The 23,272-nt window shown below is 63.8% G+C and carries 18 protein-coding genes; 6 read left to right on the forward strand and 12 right to left on the reverse strand.

Going from position 1 to position 23,272, the window contains the following annotated elements:
* Positions 1–120: 120 nt before the first annotated feature.
* From rpoC to I6F17_RS11190, 12 genes are all read right to left on the reverse strand, one after another.
* A complete protein-coding gene (rpoC, locus tag I6F17_RS11135) occupies positions 121–4,317 on the reverse strand; it encodes a DNA-directed RNA polymerase subunit beta' (protein WP_036011015.1) in 4,197 nt (1,398 codons plus the stop codon).
* Positions 4,318–4,446: 129 nt separating this feature from the next.
* Positions 4,447–8,571 (reverse strand): DNA-directed RNA polymerase subunit beta, encoded by a 4,125-nt coding sequence (gene rpoB / locus I6F17_RS11140; RefSeq protein ID WP_036011012.1) that lies wholly within the window; start codon positions 8,569–8,571, stop codon positions 4,447–4,449.
* Positions 8,572–9,053: 482 nt separating this feature from the next.
* Positions 9,054–9,434 carry a 50S ribosomal protein L7/L12 gene (gene rplL, locus I6F17_RS11145; RefSeq protein WP_036027614.1) on the reverse strand — a complete coding sequence of 127 codons (381 nt, stop codon included), beginning with the start codon at positions 9,432–9,434 and terminating at the stop codon, positions 9,054–9,056.
* Positions 9,435–9,488: 54 nt separating this feature from the next.
* Positions 9,489–10,007 (reverse strand): 50S ribosomal protein L10, encoded by a 519-nt coding sequence (rplJ, locus tag I6F17_RS11150; protein ID WP_036041495.1) that lies wholly within the window; start codon positions 10,005–10,007, stop codon positions 9,489–9,491.
* 583 nt (positions 10,008–10,590) lie between these two features.
* The gene (locus tag I6F17_RS11155; RefSeq protein WP_225128146.1) at positions 10,591–11,544 is read right to left on the reverse strand and encodes a 2-hydroxyacid dehydrogenase; all 954 of its coding nucleotides are present in this window, start codon (positions 11,542–11,544) and stop codon (positions 10,591–10,593) included.
* Between the two features lie 90 nt (positions 11,545–11,634).
* On the reverse strand, positions 11,635–12,327 hold the full coding sequence (gene rplA, locus I6F17_RS11160; protein WP_025037003.1) for a 50S ribosomal protein L1: 693 nt from the start codon (positions 12,325–12,327) through the stop codon (positions 11,635–11,637).
* Positions 12,328–12,333: 6 nt separating this feature from the next.
* Complete coding sequence (rplK, locus tag I6F17_RS11165) at positions 12,334–12,762, reverse strand: 50S ribosomal protein L11 (RefSeq protein ID WP_011088164.1); 429 nt, start codon at positions 12,760–12,762, stop codon at positions 12,334–12,336.
* Between the two features lie 129 nt (positions 12,763–12,891).
* Positions 12,892–13,446: a transcription termination/antitermination protein NusG gene (gene nusG / locus I6F17_RS11170; protein WP_018647229.1), complete on the reverse strand. Its 555-nt coding sequence runs from the start codon at positions 13,444–13,446 to the stop codon at positions 12,892–12,894.
* Positions 13,446–13,637 (reverse strand): preprotein translocase subunit SecE, encoded by a 192-nt coding sequence (gene secE / locus I6F17_RS11175; RefSeq protein WP_036010992.1) that lies wholly within the window; start codon positions 13,635–13,637, stop codon positions 13,446–13,448. The genes nusG and secE overlap by 1 nt, the downstream gene beginning before the upstream one ends.
* A gap of 326 nt (positions 13,638–13,963) precedes the next feature.
* Complete coding sequence (locus tag I6F17_RS11180; protein WP_036010990.1) at positions 13,964–15,232, reverse strand: class I SAM-dependent methyltransferase; 1,269 nt, start codon at positions 15,230–15,232, stop codon at positions 13,964–13,966.
* Positions 15,233–15,314: 82 nt separating this feature from the next.
* The gene (locus I6F17_RS11185) at positions 15,315–16,331 is read right to left on the reverse strand and encodes a lysylphosphatidylglycerol synthase transmembrane domain-containing protein (protein ID WP_225128148.1); all 1,017 of its coding nucleotides are present in this window, start codon (positions 16,329–16,331) and stop codon (positions 15,315–15,317) included.
* A 12-nt stretch (positions 16,332–16,343) separates the two neighbouring features.
* Entirely contained in the window at positions 16,344–16,931 is a 588-nt protein-coding gene (locus tag I6F17_RS11190) for an SIS domain-containing protein (protein WP_225113231.1), read from the reverse strand.
* Positions 16,932–17,097: 166 nt separating this feature from the next.
* Here I6F17_RS11190 and I6F17_RS11195 point away from each other — a divergent pair, with 166 nt between their 5' ends.
* The 6 genes from I6F17_RS11195 to I6F17_RS11220 all read left to right on the forward strand — a co-directional run bounded on the left by I6F17_RS11195 (position 17,098) and on the right by I6F17_RS11220 (position 23,270).
* A complete protein-coding gene (locus tag I6F17_RS11195) occupies positions 17,098–18,114 on the forward strand; it encodes an SDR family oxidoreductase (protein ID WP_225128150.1) in 1,017 nt (338 codons plus the stop codon).
* A gap of 87 nt (positions 18,115–18,201) precedes the next feature.
* Positions 18,202–19,767: a PfkB family carbohydrate kinase gene (locus tag I6F17_RS11200; RefSeq protein WP_225128152.1), complete on the forward strand. Its 1,566-nt coding sequence runs from the start codon at positions 18,202–18,204 to the stop codon at positions 19,765–19,767.
* Positions 19,768–19,794: 27 nt separating this feature from the next.
* The gene (locus tag I6F17_RS11205; RefSeq protein WP_225128153.1) at positions 19,795–20,796 is read left to right on the forward strand and encodes an SDR family oxidoreductase; all 1,002 of its coding nucleotides are present in this window, start codon (positions 19,795–19,797) and stop codon (positions 20,794–20,796) included.
* Positions 20,797–20,801: 5 nt separating this feature from the next.
* Positions 20,802–21,413: a hypothetical protein gene (locus I6F17_RS11210; RefSeq protein WP_225128155.1), complete on the forward strand. Its 612-nt coding sequence runs from the start codon at positions 20,802–20,804 to the stop codon at positions 21,411–21,413.
* A complete protein-coding gene (locus I6F17_RS11215; protein ID WP_225128157.1) occupies positions 21,410–22,447 on the forward strand; it encodes an aminoglycoside phosphotransferase family protein in 1,038 nt (345 codons plus the stop codon). Before I6F17_RS11210 ends, I6F17_RS11215 begins: the two co-directional genes overlap by 4 nt.
* Positions 22,422–23,270 carry a transketolase gene (locus tag I6F17_RS11220; protein ID WP_081493800.1) on the forward strand — a complete coding sequence of 283 codons (849 nt, stop codon included), beginning with the start codon at positions 22,422–22,424 and terminating at the stop codon, positions 23,268–23,270. Before I6F17_RS11215 ends, I6F17_RS11220 begins: the two co-directional genes overlap by 26 nt.
* Positions 23,271–23,272 lie beyond the last annotated feature (2 nt).

The following is a 23,272-nucleotide window of genomic DNA, read 5'->3' on the forward strand; positions in this document are numbered from 1 at the left end:
AAGCGCTTTTGCGGCTGAAGGAAAGATGAACAAAGGTTGATCCCGCATCGCAACAAAGCAGCAAAAAGGCCGGCAAAAGCCGGCCTTTTCATTGTCCTCGGTATTCCTACGGATGAACGATCATTCCGCGGGCGGCAGCGCAGGAAGCTCGGCTTCCGGCGCCGGCGACACGACGGCGGCCTGCTTCTCGCGCTCGTCCAGGATCAGCTTGTCGCGCTTCATGGCGACTTCGCGGATCTTGGCCATGGAGGCGCCGGTGCCCGCCGGGATCAGTCGGCCGACGATGACGTTCTCCTTGAGGCCTTCGAGCGGATCGATCTTGCCGTTGACCGCCGCCTCGGTGAGGACGCGGGTGGTCTCCTGGAACGATGCCGCCGAGAAGAAGGAGCGGGTCTGGAGGCTCGCCTTGGTGATGCCGAGCAGAACCGGCGTTCCCGTGGCGGGCTTCTTGCCCTCTTCCTTGGCCTTCACGTTCAGCGCGTCGAACTCGATCTTGTCGACCTGCTCGCCGGAGATCATGTCCGTGTCGCCCTGGTCGGTGATTTCCACCTTCTGGAGCATCTGACGGACAATCACCTCGATGTGCTTGTCGTTGATGAGCACGCCCTGCAGCCGGTAGACCTCCTGGATCTCGTTGACCAGATAGGCAGCGAGCTCCTCGATGCCCTTGACCGCGAGGATGTCGTGCGGCGCCGGGTTGCCTTCCACGATGAAGTCGCCCTTTTCGACGACGTCGCCGTCCTGAAGGTGGATGTGCTTGCCCTTCGGGATCAGGTACTCGCGCGGCTCGTCGGTCTTGTCCATCGGCTCGATCGAGATGCGACGCTTGTTCTTGTAGTCGCGCCCGAACCGGATGGTGCCCGCGATTTCGGCGATGATCGCCGCATCCTTCGGGCGCCGAGCCTCGAACAGTTCCGCCACCCGCGGCAGACCGCCGGTGATGTCACGCGTCTTGGCGCTTTCGGTCGAGACACGGGCCAGGATGTCGCCCGGCTGGACCTTGGCTCCGATGTCGACCGAGAGAATGGCGTCGACCGACAGCATGTAGCGGGCATCGCCGCCACGGGCGAGCTTGAGCACCTTGCCGTCCTTGCCCTTCACCACGATGGCCGGACGCAGGTCCGAGCCGCCGCGCGTCGAACGCCAGTCGATGACCACGCGCTTGGCGATACCGGTGGCCTCGTCGAGCGTTTCCGAGATCGACTGCCCCTCGACCAGATCCTCGAAGCCGATGGTTCCTTCGACCTCGGTGAGCAGCGGACGGGTGTAGGGATCCCATTCGACGATGCGCTGGCCGCGCTTGACCATGTCACCCTCGTCGACGTGCAGACGCGAACCGTACTGGATACGGTGGGTCGCACGCTCGGTGCCGTCGGCATCGACGATCGCGACAACCATGTTGCGCACCATCGCGATAAGGTGACCTTCGCTGTTGCGGGCGATGGCCTTGTTCCTGATCACGATCTTGCCGTCGAAGTTGGCTTCGACGAAGGACTGCTCGTTGAGCTGCGCCGCACCGCCGATGTGGAAGGTGCGCATGGTGAGCTGGGTGCCCGGCTCGCCGATCGACTGCGCCGCGATGACGCCAACCGCTTCGCCGTGGTTGACCGGCGTGCCGCGGGCGAGGTCGCGGCCGTAGCACTTGCCGCAGATGCCGTTGACGAGCTCGCAGGTCAGCGCCGAGCGGATCTTCACCTCCTGGATGCCGGCCTGATGGATGGCATCCACGTGGCTCTCCTCCATCAGCGTATCGCGCTTGACGATCACCTGGCCCGAGCTGTCACGCACGTCTTCGCAGGCCGTGCGTCCGAGGATGCGCGAGCCGAGCGAGGCGACCACGGTACCGGCGTCGACGATGGCGCGCATCTTGATGCCGAGCTTGGTGCCGCAGTCGCTCTGCGTGATGATGCAGTCCTGCGCCACGTCGACGAGACGACGGGTCAGGTAGCCGGAGTTCGCGGTCTTCAACGCGGTGTCCGCGAGGCCCTTGCGGGCGCCGTGGGTCGAGTTGAAGTACTCGAGCACCGAGAGGCCTTCCTTGAAGTTCGAGATGATCGGCGTCTCGATGATCTCGCCCGACGGCTTGGCCATCAGGCCGCGCATGCCGGCGAGCTGGCGCATCTGGGCCGGCGAACCGCGGGCACCGGAGTGAGCCATCATGTAGATCGAGTTGATGTCGGCGTCGGCTCCGCTCGCCGTCTTCTTGGTGGCGGAGATCTCCTTCATCATCGCCTTGGCGATTTCTTCCGTGGCCTTCGACCAGGCGTCGACGACCTTGTTGTACTTCTCGCCATGGGTGATCAGGCCGTCGTTGTACTGCTGCTCGAAATCCTTCGCCAGCGTACGGGTGGTGTCGACGATCTTCCACTTGCCGTGCGGCACGACCATGTCGTCCTTGCCGAACGAGATGCCGGCCTTGAAGGCGTTGTAGAAGCCGAGCGCCATGATGCGGTCGCAGAAGATCACCGTCTCCTTCTGGCCGCAGTGGCGGTAGACCTGGTCGATGACGCCGGAGATCTCGCGCTTGGTCATCAGCTTGTTGATGATCTCGTAGGAGATGCGCGGGTTCTTCGGCAGCAGATTGCCGAGCATGACGCGGCCGGCGGTGGTCTCGATCCAGCGCTTGGAGACCTTGCCGGTCTCGTCCATGCCTTCCCACCGGTACTTGATCTTGGTGTGGAGGTGGATGACCTTCGCGTGCAGCGCATGCTCGAGCTCGGCCATGTCGCCGAACACCTTGCCCTCGCCGGGCAGACCTTCGCGCATGATCGAGACGTAGTACAGACCGAGCACGATGTCCTGCGACGGCACGATGATCGGCTGGCCGTTCGCCGGATGCAGGATGTTGTTGGTCGACATCATCAGGACGCGCGCTTCCAGCTGCGCTTCGAGCGACAGCGGAACGTGCACGGCCATCTGGTCGCCGTCGAAGTCGGCGTTGAACGCGGAGCAGACCAGCGGGTGAAGCTGGATCGCCTTGCCCTCGATCAGCACGGGCTCGAATGCCTGAATGCCGAGGCGGTGCAGCGTCGGGGCGCGGTTGAGCAGCACCGGATGCTCGCGGATCACCTCGTCCAGGATGTCCCAGACCTCGGGCCGTTCCTTCTCGACCAGCTTCTTGGCCTGCTTCACGGTGGTGGACAGGCCCTTGGCGTCGAGCCGCGAATAGATGAACGGCTTGAACAGCTCGAGCGCCATCTTCTTCGGCAGGCCGCACTGATGCAGGCGCAGCTCGGGACCGACCACGATCACCGAACGGCCCGAATAGTCGACGCGCTTGCCGAGCAGGTTCTGGCGGAAGCGGCCCTGCTTGCCCTTGAGCATGTCGGCGAGCGACTTCAGCGGACGCTTGTTGGCGCCGGTGATGACGCGGCCGCGGCGGCCGTTGTCGAACAGCGCATCGACCGCTTCCTGAAGCATGCGCTTCTCGTTGCGGATGATGATGTCGGGCGCGCGCAGCTCCATCAGCCGCTTCAAGCGGTTGTTGCGGTTGATGACGCGGCGATAGAGATCGTTGAGATCAGAGGTCGCGAAACGGCCGCCGTCCAGCGGCACCAGCGGACGCAGGTCCGGCGGAATCACCGGGATCACGGTCATGATCATCCATTCCGGCTTGTTGCCGGAATGGCGGAACGCTTCCACGATCTTCAGACGCTTGGCGAGCTTCTTGTGCTTGATGTCGGAGTCGGTCTCCTGCATCTCGGCACGCAGCGAGGCCTCGAGCTTCTCGAGGTCCATGCCCTTGAGCAGCTCGCGGATCGCCTCGGCGCCGATCATGGCGGTGAAGCTGTCCTGGCCGTACTCGTCCTGCGCCTTCAGATACTCGTCTTCCGACAGCAGCTGACGGTCCTTCAGCGCGGTGAGGCCCGGCTCGAGCACGACGTAATATTCGAAGTAGAGGATCCGCTCGAGATCCTTCAGCGTCATGTCGAGCAGGAGGCCGATGCGCGAGGGCAGCGACTTCAGGAACCAGATGTGCGCGACGGGGGCTGCGAGCTCAATATGACCCATGCGCTCGCGCCGGACGCGCGACAGCGTGACCTCGACCGAGCACTTCTCGCAGATGATGCCCTTGTACTTCATGCGCTTGTACTTGCCGCACAAGCACTCGTAGTCCTTGATCGGCCCGAAGATGCGGGCGCAGAACAGTCCGTCGCGCTCGGGCTTGAAGGTACGATAGTTGATGGTCTCCGGCTTCTTGATCTCGCCGTAGGACCAGGACAGAATCTTCTCTGGAGACGCGATCGAGATCCGGATCTGGTCGAAGACCTGAGCCGGCGTCGTCGGATTGAAGAGATTCATAATTTCTTGGTTCATCGTCTTCTCCTCGCGTGCCGGTCGCCTCCGGCCGCAAATTCGAAAATCACTTCTGCATGGCGCCCTGCCCTCAAGGCCTCGGGCGGGGCGCCGATGCCCGGCCGCGAAGGCCGGGCATGACAGGTCGAATTACTCGGCCGCTTCCGACGTCGGCGCCGGTCCCATCTTGGAGTTGTGCAGGTCGACGTTGAGGCCGAGCGAGCGCATTTCCTTGACCAGCACGTTGAACGATTCCGGAATACCGGCCTCGAACGTGTCGTCGCCGCGCACGATCGCCTCGTACACCTTGGTACGGCCGGCGACGTCGTCCGACTTCACCGTCAGCATCTCCTGGAGCGTGTACGCCGCGCCGTAAGCCTCGAGCGCCCACACCTCCATTTCGCCGAAGCGCTGGCCGCCGAACTGCGCCTTGCCGCCCAGCGGCTGCTGGGTGACGAGCGAGTACGGACCGATCGAACGAGCATGGATCTTGTCGTCGACCAGATGGTGCAGCTTGAGCATGTAGATGTAGCCCACCGTCACCTTGCGATCGAACGGATCGCCGGTGCGGCCGTCATAGACGGTCGACTGACCCGAAGCGTCGAGACCGGCGAGCTTCAGCATCTCCTCGATATCGGCTTCCTTGGCACCGTCGAACACCGGGGTTGCGATCGGCACGCCGCGGCTGAGGTTATGGCCGAGTTCGAGCAGCTCGTTGTCGTTGAGCGACTTGATCGTCTCGTCCTCGCCGTAGACCTTCTTCAAGGTCTCCTTCAGCGGCTTGATGTCCTGCCTCGACAGGTACGCATCGACGGTCTGGCCGATACGCTTGCCGAGGCCGGCGCAGGCCCAGCCGAGATGGGTCTCGAGGATCTGTCCGACGTTCATGCGCGAAGGCACGCCGAGCGGATTGAGCACGATGTCGGCATGCGTGCCATCTTCGAGGAACGGCATGTCCTCGATCGGCACGATCTTCGACACCACGCCCTTGTTGCCGTGGCGGCCGGCCATCTTGTCGCCGGGCTGGATCTTGCGCTTCACCGCGACGAAGACCTTGACCATCTTCATCACGCCGGGCGGCAATTCGTCACCGCGCTGAAGCTTCTCGACCTTGTCGAGGAAGCGCTGTTCCAGCCCCTTCTTCGACTCGTCGTACTGCTTCCGCATGGCCTCGATCTCGGCCATCAGCTTGTCGTTCGGCGAAGCGAACAGCCACCATTGCGACTTCGGATACTCCTCGAGCACCGCACGGGTGATCTTGGTGTCCTTCTTGAAGCCCTTGGGACCTGCAATGCCCTGCCGACCCTCGAGCAGCTCGGCAAGACGGTTGTAGACGTTGCGGTCCAGGATCGCCTGCTCGTCGTCGCGGTCCTTGGCGAGGCGCTCGATCTCCTCCCGCTCGATCGCCAGCGCACGCTCGTCCTTGTCGACGCCGTGGCGGTTGAACACGCGCACTTCGACGATGGTGCCCTGCACGCCCGGGGGAACGCGCAGCGAGGTGTCGCGGACGTCGGAGGCCTTCTCGCCGAAGATGGCGCGCAGCAGCTTCTCTTCCGGCGTCATCGGGCTTTCGCCCTTCGGCGTGATCTTGCCGACCAGGATGTCGCCGGCGCGCACTTCCGCGCCGATGTAGACGATACCGGCTTCGTCGAGGTTCTTCAGCGCTTCTTCCGAGACGTTCGGAATGTCGCGGGTGATTTCCTCAGGTCCGAGCTTGGTGTCGCGGGCCATCACCTCGAACTCCTCGATGTGGATCGAGGTGAAGACGTCCTCCTTCACGATCCGCTCGGAGAGCAGGATCGAGTCTTCGAAGTTGTAGCCGTTCCACGGCATGAACGCGACCAGCACGTTGCGGCCGAGCGCGAGCTCGCCGAGATCGGTCGAGGGACCGTCGGCGATGATGTCGCCCTTCCTGACGACGTCGCCGACCTTCACCAGCGGACGCTGGTTGATGCAGGTCGACTGGTTCGAGCGCTGGTACTTCATGAGGCGGTAGATATCGACGCCCGACTTGGTCGGATCGAGATCTTCCGTGGCGCGGATGACGACGCGGGTCGCATCGATCTGGTCGATCACGCCCGAACGGCGCGCCGCGATCGCAGCGCCCGAGTCACGGGCAACCACGCCCTCCATGCCGGTGCCGACGAACGGCGCCTCGGCGCGAACCAGCGGCACCGCCTGGCGCTGCATGTTCGAGCCCATCAGCGCGCGGTTGGCGTCGTCGTTCTCGAGGAACGGGATCAGCGCCGCGGCGACCGAAACGAGCTGCTTCGGCGACACGTCCATGTAGTCGACCTTGTCGGGCGTCATCGGCACGACGTCGCGGGTGCCGCTCGAACGGCAGACCACGAGGTCTTCGGTGAAGCGGCCCTTGGCGTCGACCGGCACGTTGGCCTGGGCCACGGAATAGCGCCCTTCCTCCATCGCCGACAGGTACACGACCTCGTCGGTGACACGGCCATCCTTGACCTTGCGATACGGCGTCTCGACGAAGCCGTACTTGTTCACGCGCGCGAAGGTCGCGAGCGAGTTGATCAGGCCGATGTTCGGACCTTCCGGCGTCTCGATCGGGCAGATGCGGCCGTAATGCGTCGGGTGCACGTCGCGCACCTCGAAGCCAGCGCGCTCGCGGGTGAGACCGCCCGGTCCGAGCGCCGAGAGGCGGCGCTTGTGGGTGATCTCACTGAGCGGGTTGGTCTGGTCCATGAACTGCGAGAGCTGCGAGGAGCCGAAGAACTCGCGCACCGCGGCGGCGGCCGGCTTGGCGTTGATCAGGTCCTGCGGCATGACCGTGTCGATGTCGACCGAGGACATGCGCTCCTTGATCGCGCGCTCCATGCGCAACAGGCCGATGCGGTACTGGTTCTCCATGAGCTCGCCGACCGAACGCACGCGGCGGTTGCCGAGATGGTCGATGTCGTCGATCTCGCCCTTGCCGTCGCGCAGATCCACCAGCGTCTTGATGACGGAGAGGATGTCCTCCTTGCGCAGCGTGCGCTGGGTGTCGGGCGCATCGAGGTCGAGGCGCATGTTCATCTTGACGCGGCCGACCGCGGAGAGGTCGTAGCGCTCGGCGTCGAAGAACAGCGACTGGAACATGGCCTGCGCCGATTCCAGCGTCGGCGGCTCGCCCGGACGCATCACGCGGTAGATGTCGAACAGCGCGTCCTCGCGCGTCATGTTCTTGTCGGCCGAGAGCGTGTTGCGGATGTAGGGGCCGACATTGACGTGGTCGATGTCGAGCAGCGGCAGCTCTTTGTAGCCCTGCTCGTTGAGCGCCTTCATCAGCTTGTCGGTGATCTCCTCACCGGCCTCGGCGTGGATCTCACCGGTCTTGGGGTTGACGAGATCCTCGGCGACGTAGTTGCCGACCAGCTCCTCGTCGGCCATGCGCAGCGCCTTCAGCCCCTTCTCCTGGAGCTGGCGGGCGGCGCGGACGGTGAGCTTCTTGCCGGCCTCGAGCACGACCTTGCCGGTGTCGGCATCGATCAGGTCGTTGACCGTGGAGTAGCCGCGGAAGCGGTTGGCGTCGAACGGAACGCGCCAGCCTTCCTTGGTCCGCTTGTAGAGAATCTTCTTGTAGAACGTTGAGAGGATCGCCTCGCCGTCGAGGCCGAGGGCGAACATCAGCGACGTCACCGGAATCTTGCGGCGACGGTCGATACGCGCATAGACGATGTCCTTGGCGTCGAACTCGATGTCGAGCCAGGAGCCGCGATACGGGATGACGCGGGCGGCGAACAGCAGCTTGCCCGAGGAATGGGTCTTGCCCTTGTCGTGGTCGAAGAACACGCCGGGCGAACGGTGCATCTGCGAGACGATGACGCGCTCGGTGCCGTTGACGATGAAGGTGCCGTTCATCGTCATGAGCGGGATGTCGCCCATGTAGACGTCCTGCTCCTTGATGTCCTTCACCGACTTCGCGCCGGTTTCCTCGTCGATATCGAACACGATGAGGCGCAGCGTCACCTTGAGGGGCGCAGCGAAGGTCATGCCGCGCTGGCGGCACTCGTCGACGTCGTATTTCGGCTGCTCGAACTCGTAGCGGACGAATTCCAGCATCGAGGTGCCGGAGAAGTCGGAGATCGGAAACACCGAGCGGAACACCGCCTGCAGACCCTCGTCGAGACGTCCGCCCTGGGGTTCGTCCACCATCAGGAACTGGTCATAGGACGCCTTCTGAACCTCGATGAGGTTCGGCATCTCGGCGACTTCCTTGATGTGTCCGAAGAACTTGCGAACGCGTTTGCGACCGGTGAATGTCTGCTGCGCCATCGTGGCCTCTCATTTTCGTCGCCCGCCCTGGGCGCACCGTCCGGACCGCGGCTGCCACCGCTTTCCGGGTTGAATTTTCGAACCCGTCTTGGGGGGCCGGAGACGCAGTTTCAGGCGCCGATGTCCTGAATCTGTTCTTCAGACCTTCAAAACGCAAAACGACGCGCGGGGCGCAGATGCGCGCCCGCCCGTCACAACGATCATCTTCACGGACTGCAAAAGCCCGAAATAGCCTGCTCTCCCAACGGCTTACAGGGAAATCCGGCATCCCTGCCCACCGCGCTTTCGTGCTGCCGACCCGATATGGGGCGACAATAGTGCAGATTCGAGGGTCAAACCCTCAAATCCCCACACTTTTTCGTGTTTGGCCTGCGTCGGATCGTTCCGTCGCACGCCTTTTGCATTCCGGTCCACCCTCTCGAAGGGGGACCAGGATCCCGGGCAGAGCCGTGCCCGCCCGGGATCCCGCCAGTAAGCAGTGCTTACTTGAGCTCGACCTTGGCGCCAGCCTTCTCGAGCTGGGCCTTGATCTTGTCGGCTTCGTCCTTGTTCACGCCTTCCTTCAGCGGCTTCGGAGCACCCTCGACGAGGTCCTTTGCTTCCTTCAGGCCGAGACCGGTGATGGCGCGGACTTCCTTGATGACCTCGATCTTCTTGTCGCCGGCGCTGGCGAGAACGACCGTGAACTCGGTCTTCTCTTCCGCCGGAGCGGCAGCACCGCCGCCGCCAGCGGCCGGGCCGGCCACGGCGACAGCCGCGGCAGCCGAAACGCCCCACTTCTCTTCGAGGAGCTTCGCGAGTTCGGCAGCTTCGAGCACGGTCAGGCTCGAGAGGTCGTCAACGATCTTCTGCAGGTCAGCCATTGTTCAGTTTCCTTAACTGTAAGTCTGGTTCGGGTTTGAGTTTTGCGAAGGGCGTCAGGCCGCTTCGCCCTTTGAGGCATGAGCCTGGATGACGCGCGCGAGCTTGCCCGCGGGCGCGTTGGCGAGCTGGGCCAGCTTGGTCGCCGGGGCCACGATGAGGCCGACGATCTTGCCGCGCAGTTCGTCAAGCGACGGCAGCGAGGCAAGCGCCTTCACGCCGTCGACATTCAGGACGGTCTTCCCCATCGATCCGCCGACGATGACGAACTTTTCGTTCGCCTTGGCGAATTCGATGGCGACCTTTGGCGCCGCTACCGGATCGTTCGAAGTCGCGATCACGGTCGGCCCCTTCAGCATGGGGCCGATGGCAACGACGTCAGTGCCTTCAAGAGCAATTTTGGCGAGACGGTTCTTCGAGACCTTCACCGAGGCGCCCGCCTGCTTCATCTGCTGGCGCAGCTTCTGCATCTGGGCGACGGTGAGGCCGGAATATTGAGCAACGATCGCGACGCTCGTGGTCTTGAAGACCTCGTTGAGCTGTTCGACCGCTTCTTTTTTTGCCGCTCGTTCCACAGCAAGCTCTCTCCGGTTGGCGGTCATCGCGAGAAGCGGGACCGCCGGGTTGCACCCATCGTCCCGCCCCAACCTGAACCTCCGGGCCAAAAACCCATCGGACACGCCGGGCAAGACGACAATTCAAAGCCTGCCCTCCGGGAGCCCAAGGGCCCACGGCGTGTCGAGGTCCGAACCAGACCCGTTTCGCAAAACCAGCCCTTAAAGCTGGATGCGAAGTGAAATCCGGTCTTCACCCGTCTATGCAGGCCATGCGATTAAGCCGTTGAGGAATCGAAATTCCCCGCGGGCGCCTGCAGTCTTGGACAGGACGAGGTCAGCCGGCGAACCGCCCGACCTCTGCCCGCATCCCTGCCAAACGACGGATCTTCCTTCCTTTTCGGGCAAATCCTCACGGACGTCCTGAAAAGGAATGATCTCCTGTCGTGTCGGGTTTTCGGAATGCGTGCACGAGCGCGCCAGCCGAGGCCGGCACGTCCGGAAGCGGTTCTTTAACCGCTCGGAGCCTGCTTGCCAAGAGCAAAATTCACACCAGTTCCAATCGATTGGCGGTTGGGCTTGAGATGGCCCAACAAGGGCCGATTCAGGCCGATTTGACCCGATACGGCAGCGGTTTGCCCTCGAAGAACGCGGTCAGGTTGGCCAGCACGCAGTTCTGCATGGCGACGTGCGAATCCAGGGTGTGGCCGCCGATATGCGGGGCGAACACCACGTTGGGGAGTTCGGTCAGGGCGTCAGGCGCGTGCGGTTCCTTCTCGAAGACGTCGAGGCCCGCCCCCGCGATCGTCTTGTCGGTGAGCGCGGCGACCAGTGCCCGCTCGTCGATGACGGAGCCGCGGGAGATGTTGACGACATAGCCGTCCGCGCCGAGGCGCCTGAGGATATCGGCGTTGACAACATGTTGGGTCTCGGCCCCTGCCCGCACCGCGATCATCAGGACGCTGCACCAATCTGCGAGCGCCTCCAGGGTCTGAAAGTACTGATAGGGCAGATCATACCGGGTGCGGCTGAAATAGCCGACCTCGCTCTCGAAAGCAGCACAACGCGCGGCGATCTTGCGGCCGATCTCACCCATGCCGTAGATGCCGATGCGGCGGCCGGGCATGCCGGCCTGGGGACGCATCATCGGTGACTGTTTCGAGGCCGCCCAATCGCCGCTGCGGACATATTGGTCGGCCACCAAAATCCGCCGCGTCGTCGCCAGCATCAAGGTCATCGCGATGTCGGCGACGGAAGCCGCATTGGCACCGGGGCTGTGACCGACCGCGATGTTCCGGCTGGCCGCCGCCTTCAAGTCGACGCCATCATAGCCAGTCCCATAGCAGACGATGGCGCCGAGCTTCGGAAACAGGTCCATCGCCTCCGCACCGAGTGGCGAGCCGCCAGCAGTCAGCAGTGCGCGGATGCCGCCCAGCTCCTCCGCCGGAAACACCTCCCGCACGGGCTTGCCGCCGGTGTCGAGCAGCTCGAACCGCTCGGCGAAGCGCGCCATCATCGACTTGGGAAAGCGCGAGTAGATCAGGACCTTGTCAGCCATTGTTGTTGTTTCCGAAGAGCGCCGCCACAAACGACGAGGGGCGGAATCGGTCGCCCGATCCCGCCCCTCGCCTCATGCAATTTCCAAACCTCAGCCGAGAATGGTGCCCGGCTCGACCTTCACGCCGGGGCCCATCGTCGAGGACACCGCAACGCGCTGGATGTAGGTGCCCTTGGAACCGGCCGGCTTCGCCTTGGAGACCGCGTCAGCCAGAGCCTTGATGTTCTCGACTAGCTTCTCCTCGGAGAACGAGGCCTTGCCGACGCCGGCCTGCAGGATGCCGGCCTTCTCGACGCGGAACTCGACCGAGCCGCCCTTGGCGCCCTTCACCGCACCGGTGACGTCCATGGTCACGGTACCGATCTTCGGGTTCGGCATCAGGCCGCGCGGGCCGAGCACCTTACCGAGGCGGCCGACCAGCGGCATCATGTCGGGGGTGGCGATACAGCGGTCGAAATCGATCGTGCCGTTCTGCACCTTCTCGACCAGGTCCTCGGCGCCGACCACGTCGGCACCGGCGGCCTTGGCTTCATCGGCCTTGGCGCCGCGGGCGAACACGCCGACGCGGAGCGTACGGCCGGTGCCGTTTGGCAGGGTCACGACACCGCGGACCATCTGGTCGGCGTGGCGCGGATCGACGCCGAGATTGATCGCGACCTCGATGGTCTCGTCGAACTTCGCTTTCGCGCGTTCCTTGACCATCTTGATGGCGTCCGCGAGCGGGTAAAGCTTTTCGCGGTCAATGCCTTCGCGGGCTTTGTTCAAACGCTTTCCGATTGCCATGGCCGCTTACCCCGCAACTTCCAGACCCATCGAACGGGCCGAGCCCTCGACCATCTTCATGGCCGATTCGATGGTGTCGCAATTCAAGTCCTTCATCTTCTTCTCGGCGATCTCGCGCACCTGCGCCTTGGTCACCTTGCCGGCCTTGTCACGGCCCGGCGCCTTCGAGCCGGACTGGATTTTTGCAGCCTGCTTGAGGAAGTAGGACATCGGCGGCGTCTTCATCTCGAAGGTGAAGGAACGGTCCGCATAGATGGTGATGATCACCGGGATCGGGGTGTTCTTCTCTTCCTTCTGGGTCTGGGCGTTGAACGCCTTGCAGAACTCCATGATGTTGAGACCGCGCTGACCGAGCGCGGGACCGATCGGGGGCGAGGGATTCGCCGCACCGGCCGGGACCTGAAGCTTCAGGTATCCGGTCACTTTCTTTGCCATGTATCACTCCTGTTGTGCCGGCAGGACCGGCGGTTTCAGGTTCGTGGTCTGGGTCGGATGCGGCTGGCAACCACCCCTCCCTCCCACGGCCTCTTGTTGCGCGAGACCGAAGCCTCCCGCGTTACCCGATCAGACCTTCTCGACCTGACCGAATTCCAGCTCGACCGGCGTCGCGCGGCCGAAGATCGACACGGCGACCTTCACACGCGAGCGCGCCTCGTCGATTTCCTCGACCACACCCGAGAACGAGGCGAACGGGCCATCGGCCACGCGCACGTTCTCGCCGATCTCGAACGACACCGACGCCTTCGGCCGTTCCACGCCCTCCTGCACCTGGTGCAGGATGCGCATGGCCTCGGCTTCCGAGATCGGCATCGGCTTGTTCTCGGCGCCGAGGAAGCCCGTGACCTTCGGCGTGTTCTTGATCAGATGGAACGCCTCGTCGGTCAGCTTCATCTTCACCAGCACGTAGCCGGGGAAGAACTTGCGCTCGGCGTCGATCTTGCGGCCGCGGCGCACTTCCGTGACCTTCTCGGTTGGAACCAGCACCAGCTCGAACAGCTCCTCGAGCCCGCGCTGCTTGGCCTGCTCGCGGATCGATTCGGCGACCTTCTTCTCGAAGTTCGAATAGGCGTGGACGATGTACCAGCGCTTGTCGGACACTTGAGCGGTTGCTGTTGCCATCATTGAATGCCCAGGAGGAAGGTGACGAGGTAGCGAATGATCAGGTCGGCGGCGAAGAAGAAGATCGAGGCCACCGCGACCATGACGAACACCATGATGGTGGTGATCGTGGTCTCACGGCGGGTCGGCCAGGTGACCTTGGCAGTCTCCGAGCGCACTTCCTGCAAGAACTTGAACGGGCTGACTGCCATCGATTGAGGTCCAGCGTCCGTCGACAGACGCAAATGAATTTCAGGGATCCGAACAGCCGCCGTTGGCCCAGCCCTCTGTCTCGAAGGATGAGCCGGAAACCGGGCTCGATTGTTCGGGGATTTCAAGGCCGCGCCGGAGATCCGCGTCTAACGGGCCGGCTGCGAGTGCCGGGTATCTACTGCGGATGCGGCCAAAGGTCAAGGTAGAGAGAGTTCGCCCGGGCAGGCCGCCCTCCCCCCGAGGGTCGTGCAGAGGCCATGTGGATCAAGGACTTGTCGACCGCCGGAACGCGCCATCCCATCCCCGGCAAGGCTATCGGGAGCCGTCAGTCGGCCCGGTCGACCATGGAAATCCCCGGCAGCGGCACCACGAACTTCCCGCCTTCGGCGAAATAGCGGGCGTGCTTGGCCCGGATCGGGTCGACATAGCGCCAGGCGAAGACCACGACGAACGCGGGTTTGCGCTCGTAGAGAGCGGCAGGCGGCAGGATCGGGATGTCATAGCCGGGGCCCGCCATCACCTTCCCCTTGTTGGGATCGTCGTCCACCAGGAAGTCGATCTTGTTCTCCAGGCCGAACTGCGGCAGCAGCGTCGTGGTGCCCACCGAGACGCCATAGCCGGCGACCAGCTCACCGCGCGCATGGGCGGCATCGGCCATCGCGACCAATTCGTCACGGATGGCGGCGATCCTCTTCACGTACGGCACATAATAGGCCGGCTGATCGACGCCGAGCCGGTCTTCCTCGGCAACGAAACGCGCGACCTCGGCCGACGGTTTCTTGGCGCCGCCGGCGCGCTGCACGGTCACGCGGATCGAGCCGCCCTTGGTCCAGATGTGCTGGACGTCGATCAGCTCCATGCCCAGCCGGGCGAAGAAACGGATCAGCGGCTTGATGTTAAAATACGACAGATGCTCGTGATAGACGGTATCGAGCAGGTTCTTCTCGGTGACGTCGACGCCGTATTGCGTTTCGAAGACGAACAATCCGTCCGGCGCGAGCACGTCGCGAACCCCGATCACCAGCGGATCCAGATTGTCGACATTGGCGATCATGTTGTTGGCGATCACGACGCTCGCCGCGCCATGGCTCTGCAGGATGCGGCGACCGACGGCATCGGTGAAGAAATCGCCGATGGTCTCGATGCCCGCCTCCGTGGCGCGCCGCGCGATGTCGACGGCGGGATCAACACCCAGCACCCGCATCCCCCGCTCCTTGAAGAAGCCGAGCAGCGATCCGTCATTGCTGCCGAGCTCGACCACCAGCGAACCCGGCGCAATGCCGAAACGGCTGACGACGTCGTCGGCATAGGTAGCGAAATGCTCGCGCAGGCCGAGCGAGAGCGAGGTGGTATAGACATAGTTTCGGTACTGGATCTCCGGATTGCCGACATGGAGGATCTGGAGGTGGCCGCAGTCCCGGCACAGATGCAGCGCCATCGGCACCGCAGCGCGGAACACGGGATCGTCGACGCTGGCGTTCGGCACCTGGAAGTTCGGCGTGCCGATCGGCATGCCTGCCATCGGGACGACCAGCTCCTGCTTGTCGGAATGACAGAGGCGGCAAGTATTGCGGACGTAGAACAGGTTTTTCATCGTGCAACCGAAGAATGAGATACGCGCGCGAGTGGGATAGTCCCACCCTGTGAAGACCAGATCGGCAACGGGCTCAAGCGGGTCATGGGTGGCTCGAGGCCTCGTTGCCCAGCCCGTAGCTGGGCGCGTCCTCCGCTGCCTTGGCCACCTTGTCGGCCGAATACGAGCCGCGCTCCGGACTTGCCAGCCAGATTACGCCACCGACGAGCCCGATGATCACGCTGATGGCGCCCAGCAGGAGCGATACCGACAGCGCCTCCTCGGACGACACACCCGCCAGACCCAGGCAGGCGACCATCGCTCCCTCGCGAACGCCCCAGCCGCTGATCGAGATGGGGACCGCCGTCAACAGCACCACCGGCGGAATCAGGATGCCGGCGTCGAGGACAGAGAGCTGCGCTCCGACGCCGCGCGCCAAGGTGTAGCAGGCCGCGGCGGTGACGAGATGGATGAGGAGCGCCGATCCGAACAGCAGCGCACGGCGCTCGGACTGCAGGAGCAAAAACCTGACCAGCGTTCCGAACCGCACGAAGCTCGCGATCGCGGGAAGCGCGATGAAGCGTTTCGGCAGACGGTCGAGCGTCAACAGGACCAGCGTACCGGCGACGCCGGCCACCGTCAGTCCGCCGATCGCCAGGATCGCAGCGTGATTCGACACGCGCGACAGCAGAAACGGCAATCCGGCCACCATCAGCACGACGAGTCCGATCAATGCCGTGAAGCGGTCGGCTGCAACGCCCTTGACCGCCTCCGGCCACTGCACGCCGCGTTGGCGCAGCAGCCAGATCCGCACCGCGTCACCGCCGACCGATGACGGCAACACCTGATTGAACCAGAGGCTGGTCATCAGTATCCGCCAGCCGGCGAGCCAATCCAGCGACACGCCGAGCGCGCGCATGATCAGCTCCCACCGGCCGTTGAGCACGAAGGTCTGGACGAAGATCAGCGCAAGCGCGACGACGAACAGGACCGGATCGACCGAGACGAGATGGTCGCGCAGCTGGCGCAGGTCGAGACCGCGCGCGATGTAGACCAGCACGGCGATCGACAGCAGCAGCTTCACCGAAAACAGGGCCGCATGCTTGAATCGCGACTGCATCGGATGCCCGCCTCAGGACGCCGGATATTCCGCACGACCGATGACGAGGTCGATTGCGGCCATCATCCAGAACTGGTGCGTGGTCTCGACAATGTTGTAGCTGCGGCTGTCGACCCAGAAATTGACGTCGCCGAGATTGCGCAGCGGATTGTCCGCGTTCATGCCCGACAACGTGATCACGTCGAGCTTCATCTTGCGCGCCTGCGTGACCGCGTTGAGGATGTTCTTCGAACGCCCCGACGAGCTGATCGCGACGAGGCAATCGCCGGCGCGCGCATTCAGCCGCACGGCGTGCGCGATCCAGTCCTCGAACCCGTAATCGTTGGCAAGGCACGACATCATGCTCGCATCGCTGAAGCAGAGAGCGGGCACCGACGCATTCTTCGCCAGATCGATCGCCAAATGCGAAGCGATGCCGGCCGACCCGCCGTTGCCGATGAAGATGACGCGACCGCCCTGCTCGCGCGTGCGTAACCAGGACGCGCGCGTCGCGGAGATCCTCGCAAAAATACCGTCGTCGACCGCCGTCGCGCGATGCAGGCGCCCCACGTAATCGTCGAGGAAAGCCTTGTGGTCGGGATCGACGGATTCGGCAGGCATGGGCTGACGGCTCGATTGCAACATTACCGGGTGATACCGGCTATTACCAAGGATTGCAAAGGTATAATACTTGCAAAGTTTGCGGGCGGCTGATAGTCGGCTTTTCGGGTTTCACTCAACATTGGCGAGCCTATTTCGCTGGGCATTCGCGTCACGGATGTTCCCTATGAAATGCATTGTTACTGGCGGCGCCGGGTTCATTGGAAGTCACCTCGTCGATCGCCTGCTCGATGACGGCCATGAGGTCATTGCGCTCGATAATTTCGTGATCGGACGCGCTGAAAACCTCGCCGCACGCGCCGGTTCGAGCCAGTTGAAGGTCGTGCGGGCTGACGTCACCGACCTCGACGCGATCAAACCGTATTTCCACGGGGTGGATTGGGTCTTCCATCTCGCCGCGCTGGCGGACATCGTACCCTCGATCGAATCGCCGATCCCCTATCATCGCGCTAATGTCGATGGCACGGTCAACGTTCTCGAAGCGGCGCGGCACGCGGGCGCCAGCCGCTTCATCTATGCGGCTTCCTCCTCCTGCTACGGCATTCCGGATTTCTATCCCACGCCGGAGAGTGCCGAGATCCGGCCGATGTATCCCTACGCGCTCACCAAGAATCTCGGTGAGCAATGCGTCATGCACTGGTGCCAGGTCTACAAGCTGCCCGCCGTGGCGCTGCGCCTGTTCAACGTGTTCGGACCGCGCCATCGCACCACCGGCACCTACGGCGCCGTGTTCGGCGTGTTCATGGCACAGAAGCTGGCGGGCAAGCCCTTCACGGTGGTCGGCGACGGCGAGCAGACGCGCGACTTCACCTTCGTCAGCGACGTCGCCGATGCCTTCGTGACCGCCGCGCGCTCCGACGTCTCGCACGAGATCTTCAATGTCGGCTCGGACAACACCTACAGCGTGAACCGCCTGGTCGAGCTCCTCGGCGGCGACAAGGTCCACATTCCCAAGCGCCCGGGCGAGCCCGACTGCACCTACGCCGACATCAGCAAGATCAAGCGGGTCCTGAAATGGTGGCCGAAGGTGAAGTTCGAGGACGGCGTTGCGACGATGTTGAGGTCAATGGACCAGTACAAGGACGCTCCGCTCTGGACGGTGGACAAGATCGCCGACGCCACCAAGGACTGGTTCAAATATCTCGGTGACGACAAGATCACCCCGCAGAAGGCAAGCCGTTGAGCAGATTCGTTCACTCCCCAATTTTGCCGCCAGCCGATCACGTCCGGGCCGGCCAACTGAGACCGACCGGCGCCTTGGGTCATTCACATGGGTAATGCTGCGACAGACAGGCCGGCCGGCCATCCGGCACCGCACGAGAAGATCAAGACGATCGAGGAGCTCGGCGAGATTGCGCGCGCCGCGCAGGCTGAGGGCCTGACCGTTGCGCTCTGCCACGGCGTGTTCGATCTGGTGCATCTCGGTCACGTCCGGCACATCCTGGCAGCCCGCAACGAGGCCGACGTCGTCGTGGTGACCATCACCGCGGACCGTTACGTCAACAAGGGCCCGGGACGGCCGATCTTTCCGGAGAACATGCGCGCCGAGATGCTGGCCGCGCTCGGCACGGTCGACTGGGTCGGCATCAATCAGACCTCCAGCGCCGAGCCGGTCCTCGATACCGTGCGCCCCGACATCTACGTGAAGGGCTCGGACTACGAGAATCCCGAGGATGACGTGACCGGCAAGATCGCAGTGGAGCGCGAGGCGGTCGAGCGTCACGGCGGGCGCATCGTCTTCACGCGGGACGTGACGTTCAGCTCGTCGTCGCTGCTGAACCGTTATTTCGACATCTACGATCCGCCGCTGCGCGACTACCTCCAGAAGGTGCGCGATGGCGGCGGCGCCGAACGCCTGCTGAAGCTGATCGACAAGATCCAGGACATGCACGTCGTGCTGGTCGGCGACACCATCATCGACGAATACCAATACGTCACGGCGCTCGGGAAGGCCTCCAAGGAGAACATCGTCGCGACCCTGCTCAAGAACGGCGAGCAGTTTGCTGGCGGCGTCATTGCCGCGGCCAATCACGTCGCGAGCTTCTGCAAGTCGGTCGAGATCGTCACGACGCTGGGTGGCAACGACTACCCCGAAGAGTTCATTCGGGCGCATGTCCGCCCGAACGTAAAGCTCACGCCGATCCGCATTCAGGGCCGTCCGACCACCCGCAAGCTGCGGTACGTCGAGATGGGCTATCTGCACAAGCTGTTCGAAGTCTACACGATGGACGATACGCCGCTCGATGAGGCCGCGCGCACGGAGATCGACCGCGTCACCGCCGAGCGCGTCCGCGGGGCCGACGTCGTCATCGTCACCGATTTCGGTCACGGCATGATCGCATCCAGCACGATCGACGCCTTGATCGCGAATTCCAAGTTCCTGGCCGTCAACGCCCAGAGCAACAGCGGCAACCACGGCTACAACCTGATCACGAAGTATCCGCGGGCCGATTACATCTGCATCGACGCACCGGAAGCGCGCCTGGCCGCCACCGACAAGTTCAACGACATCGCATCGGTGATCGAGGGCGGCCTGCATCGCAAGATCGATTGCGACAACATGATCATCACGCACGGCTCCTTCGGCTGCTACCCCTTCTCGTCGAAGACCGGCGTTGCGCGCGTCCCTGCTTTCACCAAGACCGTCGTCGACACCGTCGGTGCGGGCGATGCCTTCCTGACAATCACGGCGCCGCTGGTGGCGGCCGGCGGCAACATCGAGGACGTCGCCTTCATCGGCAATGCGGCGGGCGCGATCAAGGTCGGCATCGTCGGTCACCGCAACTCGGTCGAGAAGGCGCCGCTGGTCAAGTTCGTCACCGCGTTGTTGAAGTAGCGCGATCGAAGAATCCGGAGAACGACAGTGATTGATCGGAAATGGAATGTGATGGTCACCGGTGGCGCCGGCTATGTCGGCAGCGTGCTGGTTCCGCAATTGCTTGCCGCGGGCCACACGGTCACCGTGCTCGACTTGTTCATGTATGGCGAGGACGTCTTCGACGCCGTTCGTGACAATCCGAACCTCCGCCTGATCAAGGGCGACATCCGCGATGAGGCCGCGGTCAACGAGGCCCTGCGCGGCAACAACGCGGTGATCCACCTCGCCTGCATCTCCAACGATCCCTCGTTCGAGCTAGACCCGGCACTCGGCAAGTCCATCAACTACGACTGCTTCCGTCCGATGGTGCGCGCCGCGAAGAAGGCGGGTATCAAGCGCTTCATCTACGCCTCCTCCTCGAGCGTCTACGGCATCAAGGACGAGGCCGAGGTGACCGAGGAGCTGTCCTGCGAGCCGCTCACCGACTACTCCAAGTTCAAGGCGATGTGCGAGACCGATCTTGCCGACGAGGCCGCGTCCGGCTTCGTCACCTGCACGGTTCGCCCTGCCACCGTCTGCGGCTACGCTCCGCGGCAGCGGCTCGACGTCGTCGTCAACATCCTGACCAATCTGGCCGTCAACACCGGCCGCATCCGCGTGTTCGGCGGAACGCAGAAGCGGCCCAATCTGCACATCCAGGACATGACGGCGGCCTATCTGTTCCTGCTGCAGCAGGACGATGCGAAGATCGACGGCAAGACCTACAACATCGGCTACGAAAACCACTCGCTGATGAAGATCGCCGACATCGTCAAATCGGTGGTCGGCAACAATGTCGACGTGGCCGTCGAGCCGACCGACGATCTCCGCTCCTACCACGTCTCGTCGGAGAAGATCCGCCGCGAGCTCGGCTTTGCGCCGACGCACACGATCGAGCAGGCCGTGTCCGGACTCGTGGACGCCTTCAGGGCGGGCCGCCTGCCGAACTCGCTCAACGATCCCAGGTATTTCAACATCAAGATGATGCAGAACATCAGCCTGAAGTGAGCGGCGTGCGGATCGGCATCGATTTCGACAACACGATCATCTGCTACGACAAGGTCTTTGCCGCGGCCGCGCGCCAGCGCGGGCTGGTGCCGGAGGGCTGGGACGGGCTGAAGACCGACGTGCGGGATTTCTTGCGATCCCGCGCCGGCGGCGAGCTTGCCTGGCAGGGGCTGCAGGGCTTCGTCTACGGCAAGGGAATCGGCGGCGCCGAGATCAACCCTGGCGTCCGCGAGTTCCTTGCCGCGTGCCGCAAGGCCGGCGCGAGTGTCCATATCGTCAGCCACAAGACGCAGTTCGGCCATCAGGATCCCGATCGGGTCGACTTGCGCGAGGCTGCGCGTGGCTGGCTGAAGAGCGTGGGCCTCGTCGACACCGCCGACGCGGCGATCTCGGCGGGCAATGTCTATTTCGAGGACACGCTGGCGGCCAAGGTCGAGCGGTTGGCAAGCCTGCAGCTCGACATCTTCATTGACGATCTCGTCGACGTCTTCGAGCAGCCGCATTTTCCGAAGGCGACGCGATCGATCCTGTTCACGCAGTCGCGGCCGCCGCATCCCGCGCATTGCGAGCCGCTCGCGACCTGGGCCGATATCCACCGCGGAGTATTCGGGGCATGAGCCAGCCGGACCTCAGCGTACAGGATGCGGTCTCGATCGGCAGCCGCCTCTCCGGGGCGCGGGTCGCGGCGGCGCAACCGGCGCGGGCCGGCGGCAACAACCGGGTGTTTCGGCTGGAGATGGCGGAAGGCCCGCCCCTCGCCCTCAAGCACTATCCGTCCGACGGGCGCGATCGGCTGGGACAGGAATATGACGCGCTCTCGTTTCTCTCGCGCCACGGCATCAATGCGACGCCGCGGCCGATCGCAAAAGATCCGGCCGCGTTCTGTGCGCTGTATCAATGGTTAGACGGTGAACCAGCGGTCCTGCATCCGCAGCCCGACGACGCCGACCAGTTGGCCGATTTCCTGATCGAGCTGCAAAAGCTGCACAACGCTGAAGGCGCGCAGACTCTGCGGAATGCCTCAGCCAGCATCTTCTCGGCCGAGGCGGCCATCGCCCAGTACGAGCAACGCCTCGACGACCTGAGGCAGGCCTCGGATGATCATCCGGACCTGCGTGCGTTCATGGACGGCAGCCTTGTTCCCACCGCTGCCGTCGCGATCCGGCAACTCCGGCGGCGCTATGCGGAACGGGGCCTGGATCCCGCCGCGGACCTTGCGCCCGCCCAACGTGCATTGAGCCCGTCGGATTGCGGACTGCACAACGCACTGCGCACCGACGACGGCACACTGCGCTTCATCGACTTCGAGTATTTCGGCTGGGACGACCCGGTCAAGCTCGTGTCCGATACCGCGATTCACCCCGGCAGCGGTCTGCCCGTGGCCGATGCGAACCGATTGATCGAGCGGCTCTCGCGCGCTTTCGCGACTGGGGATGACGCGTTTGCGGTCCGCCTTGACGTACTGTATCCTGTGTTCGGGGCGATTTGGTGCCTGATTGTCCTGAATGCCTATTTGCCGGAAAGCCGCTCCCGGCGTGCCCTGGCTGCGCAAGGTGGCGATCTGACGGTCCGCCTTGCCGGCCAGCTCGACAAAGCCCGTCGGCTCCACCAAACGATTTGCCAACGTGATCCAGATCTCACCCCACGCTGAAGCTGCTCTCACCTGCACGCTGGACGAGCGGAGCCTCTATTTGCGCCGCCTGGTCCTCGGTTCTGTCCGGTCCGCAGGACGCGGCCATGTCGGGCCTGCCCTGTCGCTGATCGAGATGGTCCGCGTGCTCTACGACGACGTGCTGCGGATCGACCCGAAGAACCCGGGCGATCCCGATCGCGACCGCGCCATCCTCAGCAAGGGACACGGATGTCTGGCGCTCTATGCGCTATTGGCCGACCGCGGCTTCTTCCCGCTGTCGGAGCTGGACGGCTTTTGCGGTCCCGACAGCATTCTGGGCGGACATCCCGAATACGGCATGGTGCCCGGCGTCGAGGCCTCGACCGGCGCGCTCGGACATGGCCTCTCGATCGGCGTCGGCCTTGCGCTCGCCGCCCGCATGCGCGAGCGCAGCTACCGCACCTTCGTGCTGCTCGGCGACGGCGAGATCAACGAGGGATCGGTGTGGGAAGCGGCGATGGGCGCGACCAAGCACGGCCTCGACAACCTCGTCGCGCTGATCGACTACAACAAGCTGCAGAGCTACGGCCCCACCGACTACGTGCTGCCGCTGGAGCCGCTCGCGGACAAGTGGCGCAGCTTCGGCTTCGCGGTGCAGGAGGTCAACGGCCACGACGTCGGCGCACTGCGCACGGTCCTGAAGCAGCTCCCGGCCGTTGCCGGCAAGCCCACCGCCATCATCTGCCATACCGTCAAGGGCAAGGGTCTTCCGGCTGCGGAATCCAATGCCGATTGGCATCACAAGAACAAGCTGACCGACAGCGAGCTCGACGCCATTCGCGTCGCCGTCGGCGATTTTTGATC

It is taken from the genome of Bradyrhizobium sp. NBAIM18 (genome assembly GCF_020193825.1).
Lineage (GTDB): Bacteria > Pseudomonadota > Alphaproteobacteria > Rhizobiales > Xanthobacteraceae > Bradyrhizobium > Bradyrhizobium yuanmingense.

Coding starts and splice junctions, on each gene's coding strand:
- rpoC (WP_036011015.1), bottom strand. CDS start 4,317: ATGAACCAAGAAATTATGAATCTCTTCAATCCGACGACGCCGGCTCAG.
- rpoB (WP_036011012.1), bottom strand. CDS start 8,571: ATGGCGCAGCAGACATTCACCGGTCGCAAACGCGTTCGCAAGTTCTTC.
- rplL (WP_036027614.1), bottom strand. CDS start 9,434: ATGGCTGACCTGCAGAAGATCGTTGACGACCTCTCGAGCCTGACCGTG.
- I6F17_RS11155 (WP_225128146.1), bottom strand. CDS start 11,544: ATGGCTGACAAGGTCCTGATCTACTCGCGCTTTCCCAAGTCGATGATG.
- rplA (WP_025037003.1), bottom strand. CDS start 12,327: ATGGCAATCGGAAAGCGTTTGAACAAAGCCCGCGAAGGCATTGACCGC.
- rplK (WP_011088164.1), bottom strand. CDS start 12,762: ATGGCAAAGAAAGTGACCGGATACCTGAAGCTTCAGGTCCCGGCCGGT.
- nusG (WP_018647229.1), bottom strand. CDS start 13,446: ATGGCAACAGCAACCGCTCAAGTGTCCGACAAGCGCTGGTACATCGTC.
- secE (WP_036010992.1), bottom strand. CDS start 13,637: ATGGCAGTCAGCCCGTTCAAGTTCTTGCAGGAAGTGCGCTCGGAGACT.
- I6F17_RS11180 (WP_036010990.1), bottom strand. CDS start 15,232: ATGAAAAACCTGTTCTACGTCCGCAATACTTGCCGCCTCTGTCATTCC.
- I6F17_RS11185 (WP_225128148.1), bottom strand. CDS start 16,331: ATGCAGTCGCGATTCAAGCATGCGGCCCTGTTTTCGGTGAAGCTGCTG.
- I6F17_RS11190 (WP_225113231.1), bottom strand. CDS start 16,931: ATGCCTGCCGAATCCGTCGATCCCGACCACAAGGCTTTCCTCGACGAT.
- I6F17_RS11195 (WP_225128150.1), top strand. CDS start 17,098: ATGAAATGCATTGTTACTGGCGGCGCCGGGTTCATTGGAAGTCACCTC.
- I6F17_RS11200 (WP_225128152.1), top strand. CDS start 18,202: ATGGGTAATGCTGCGACAGACAGGCCGGCCGGCCATCCGGCACCGCAC.
- I6F17_RS11215 (WP_225128157.1), top strand. CDS start 21,410: ATGAGCCAGCCGGACCTCAGCGTACAGGATGCGGTCTCGATCGGCAGC.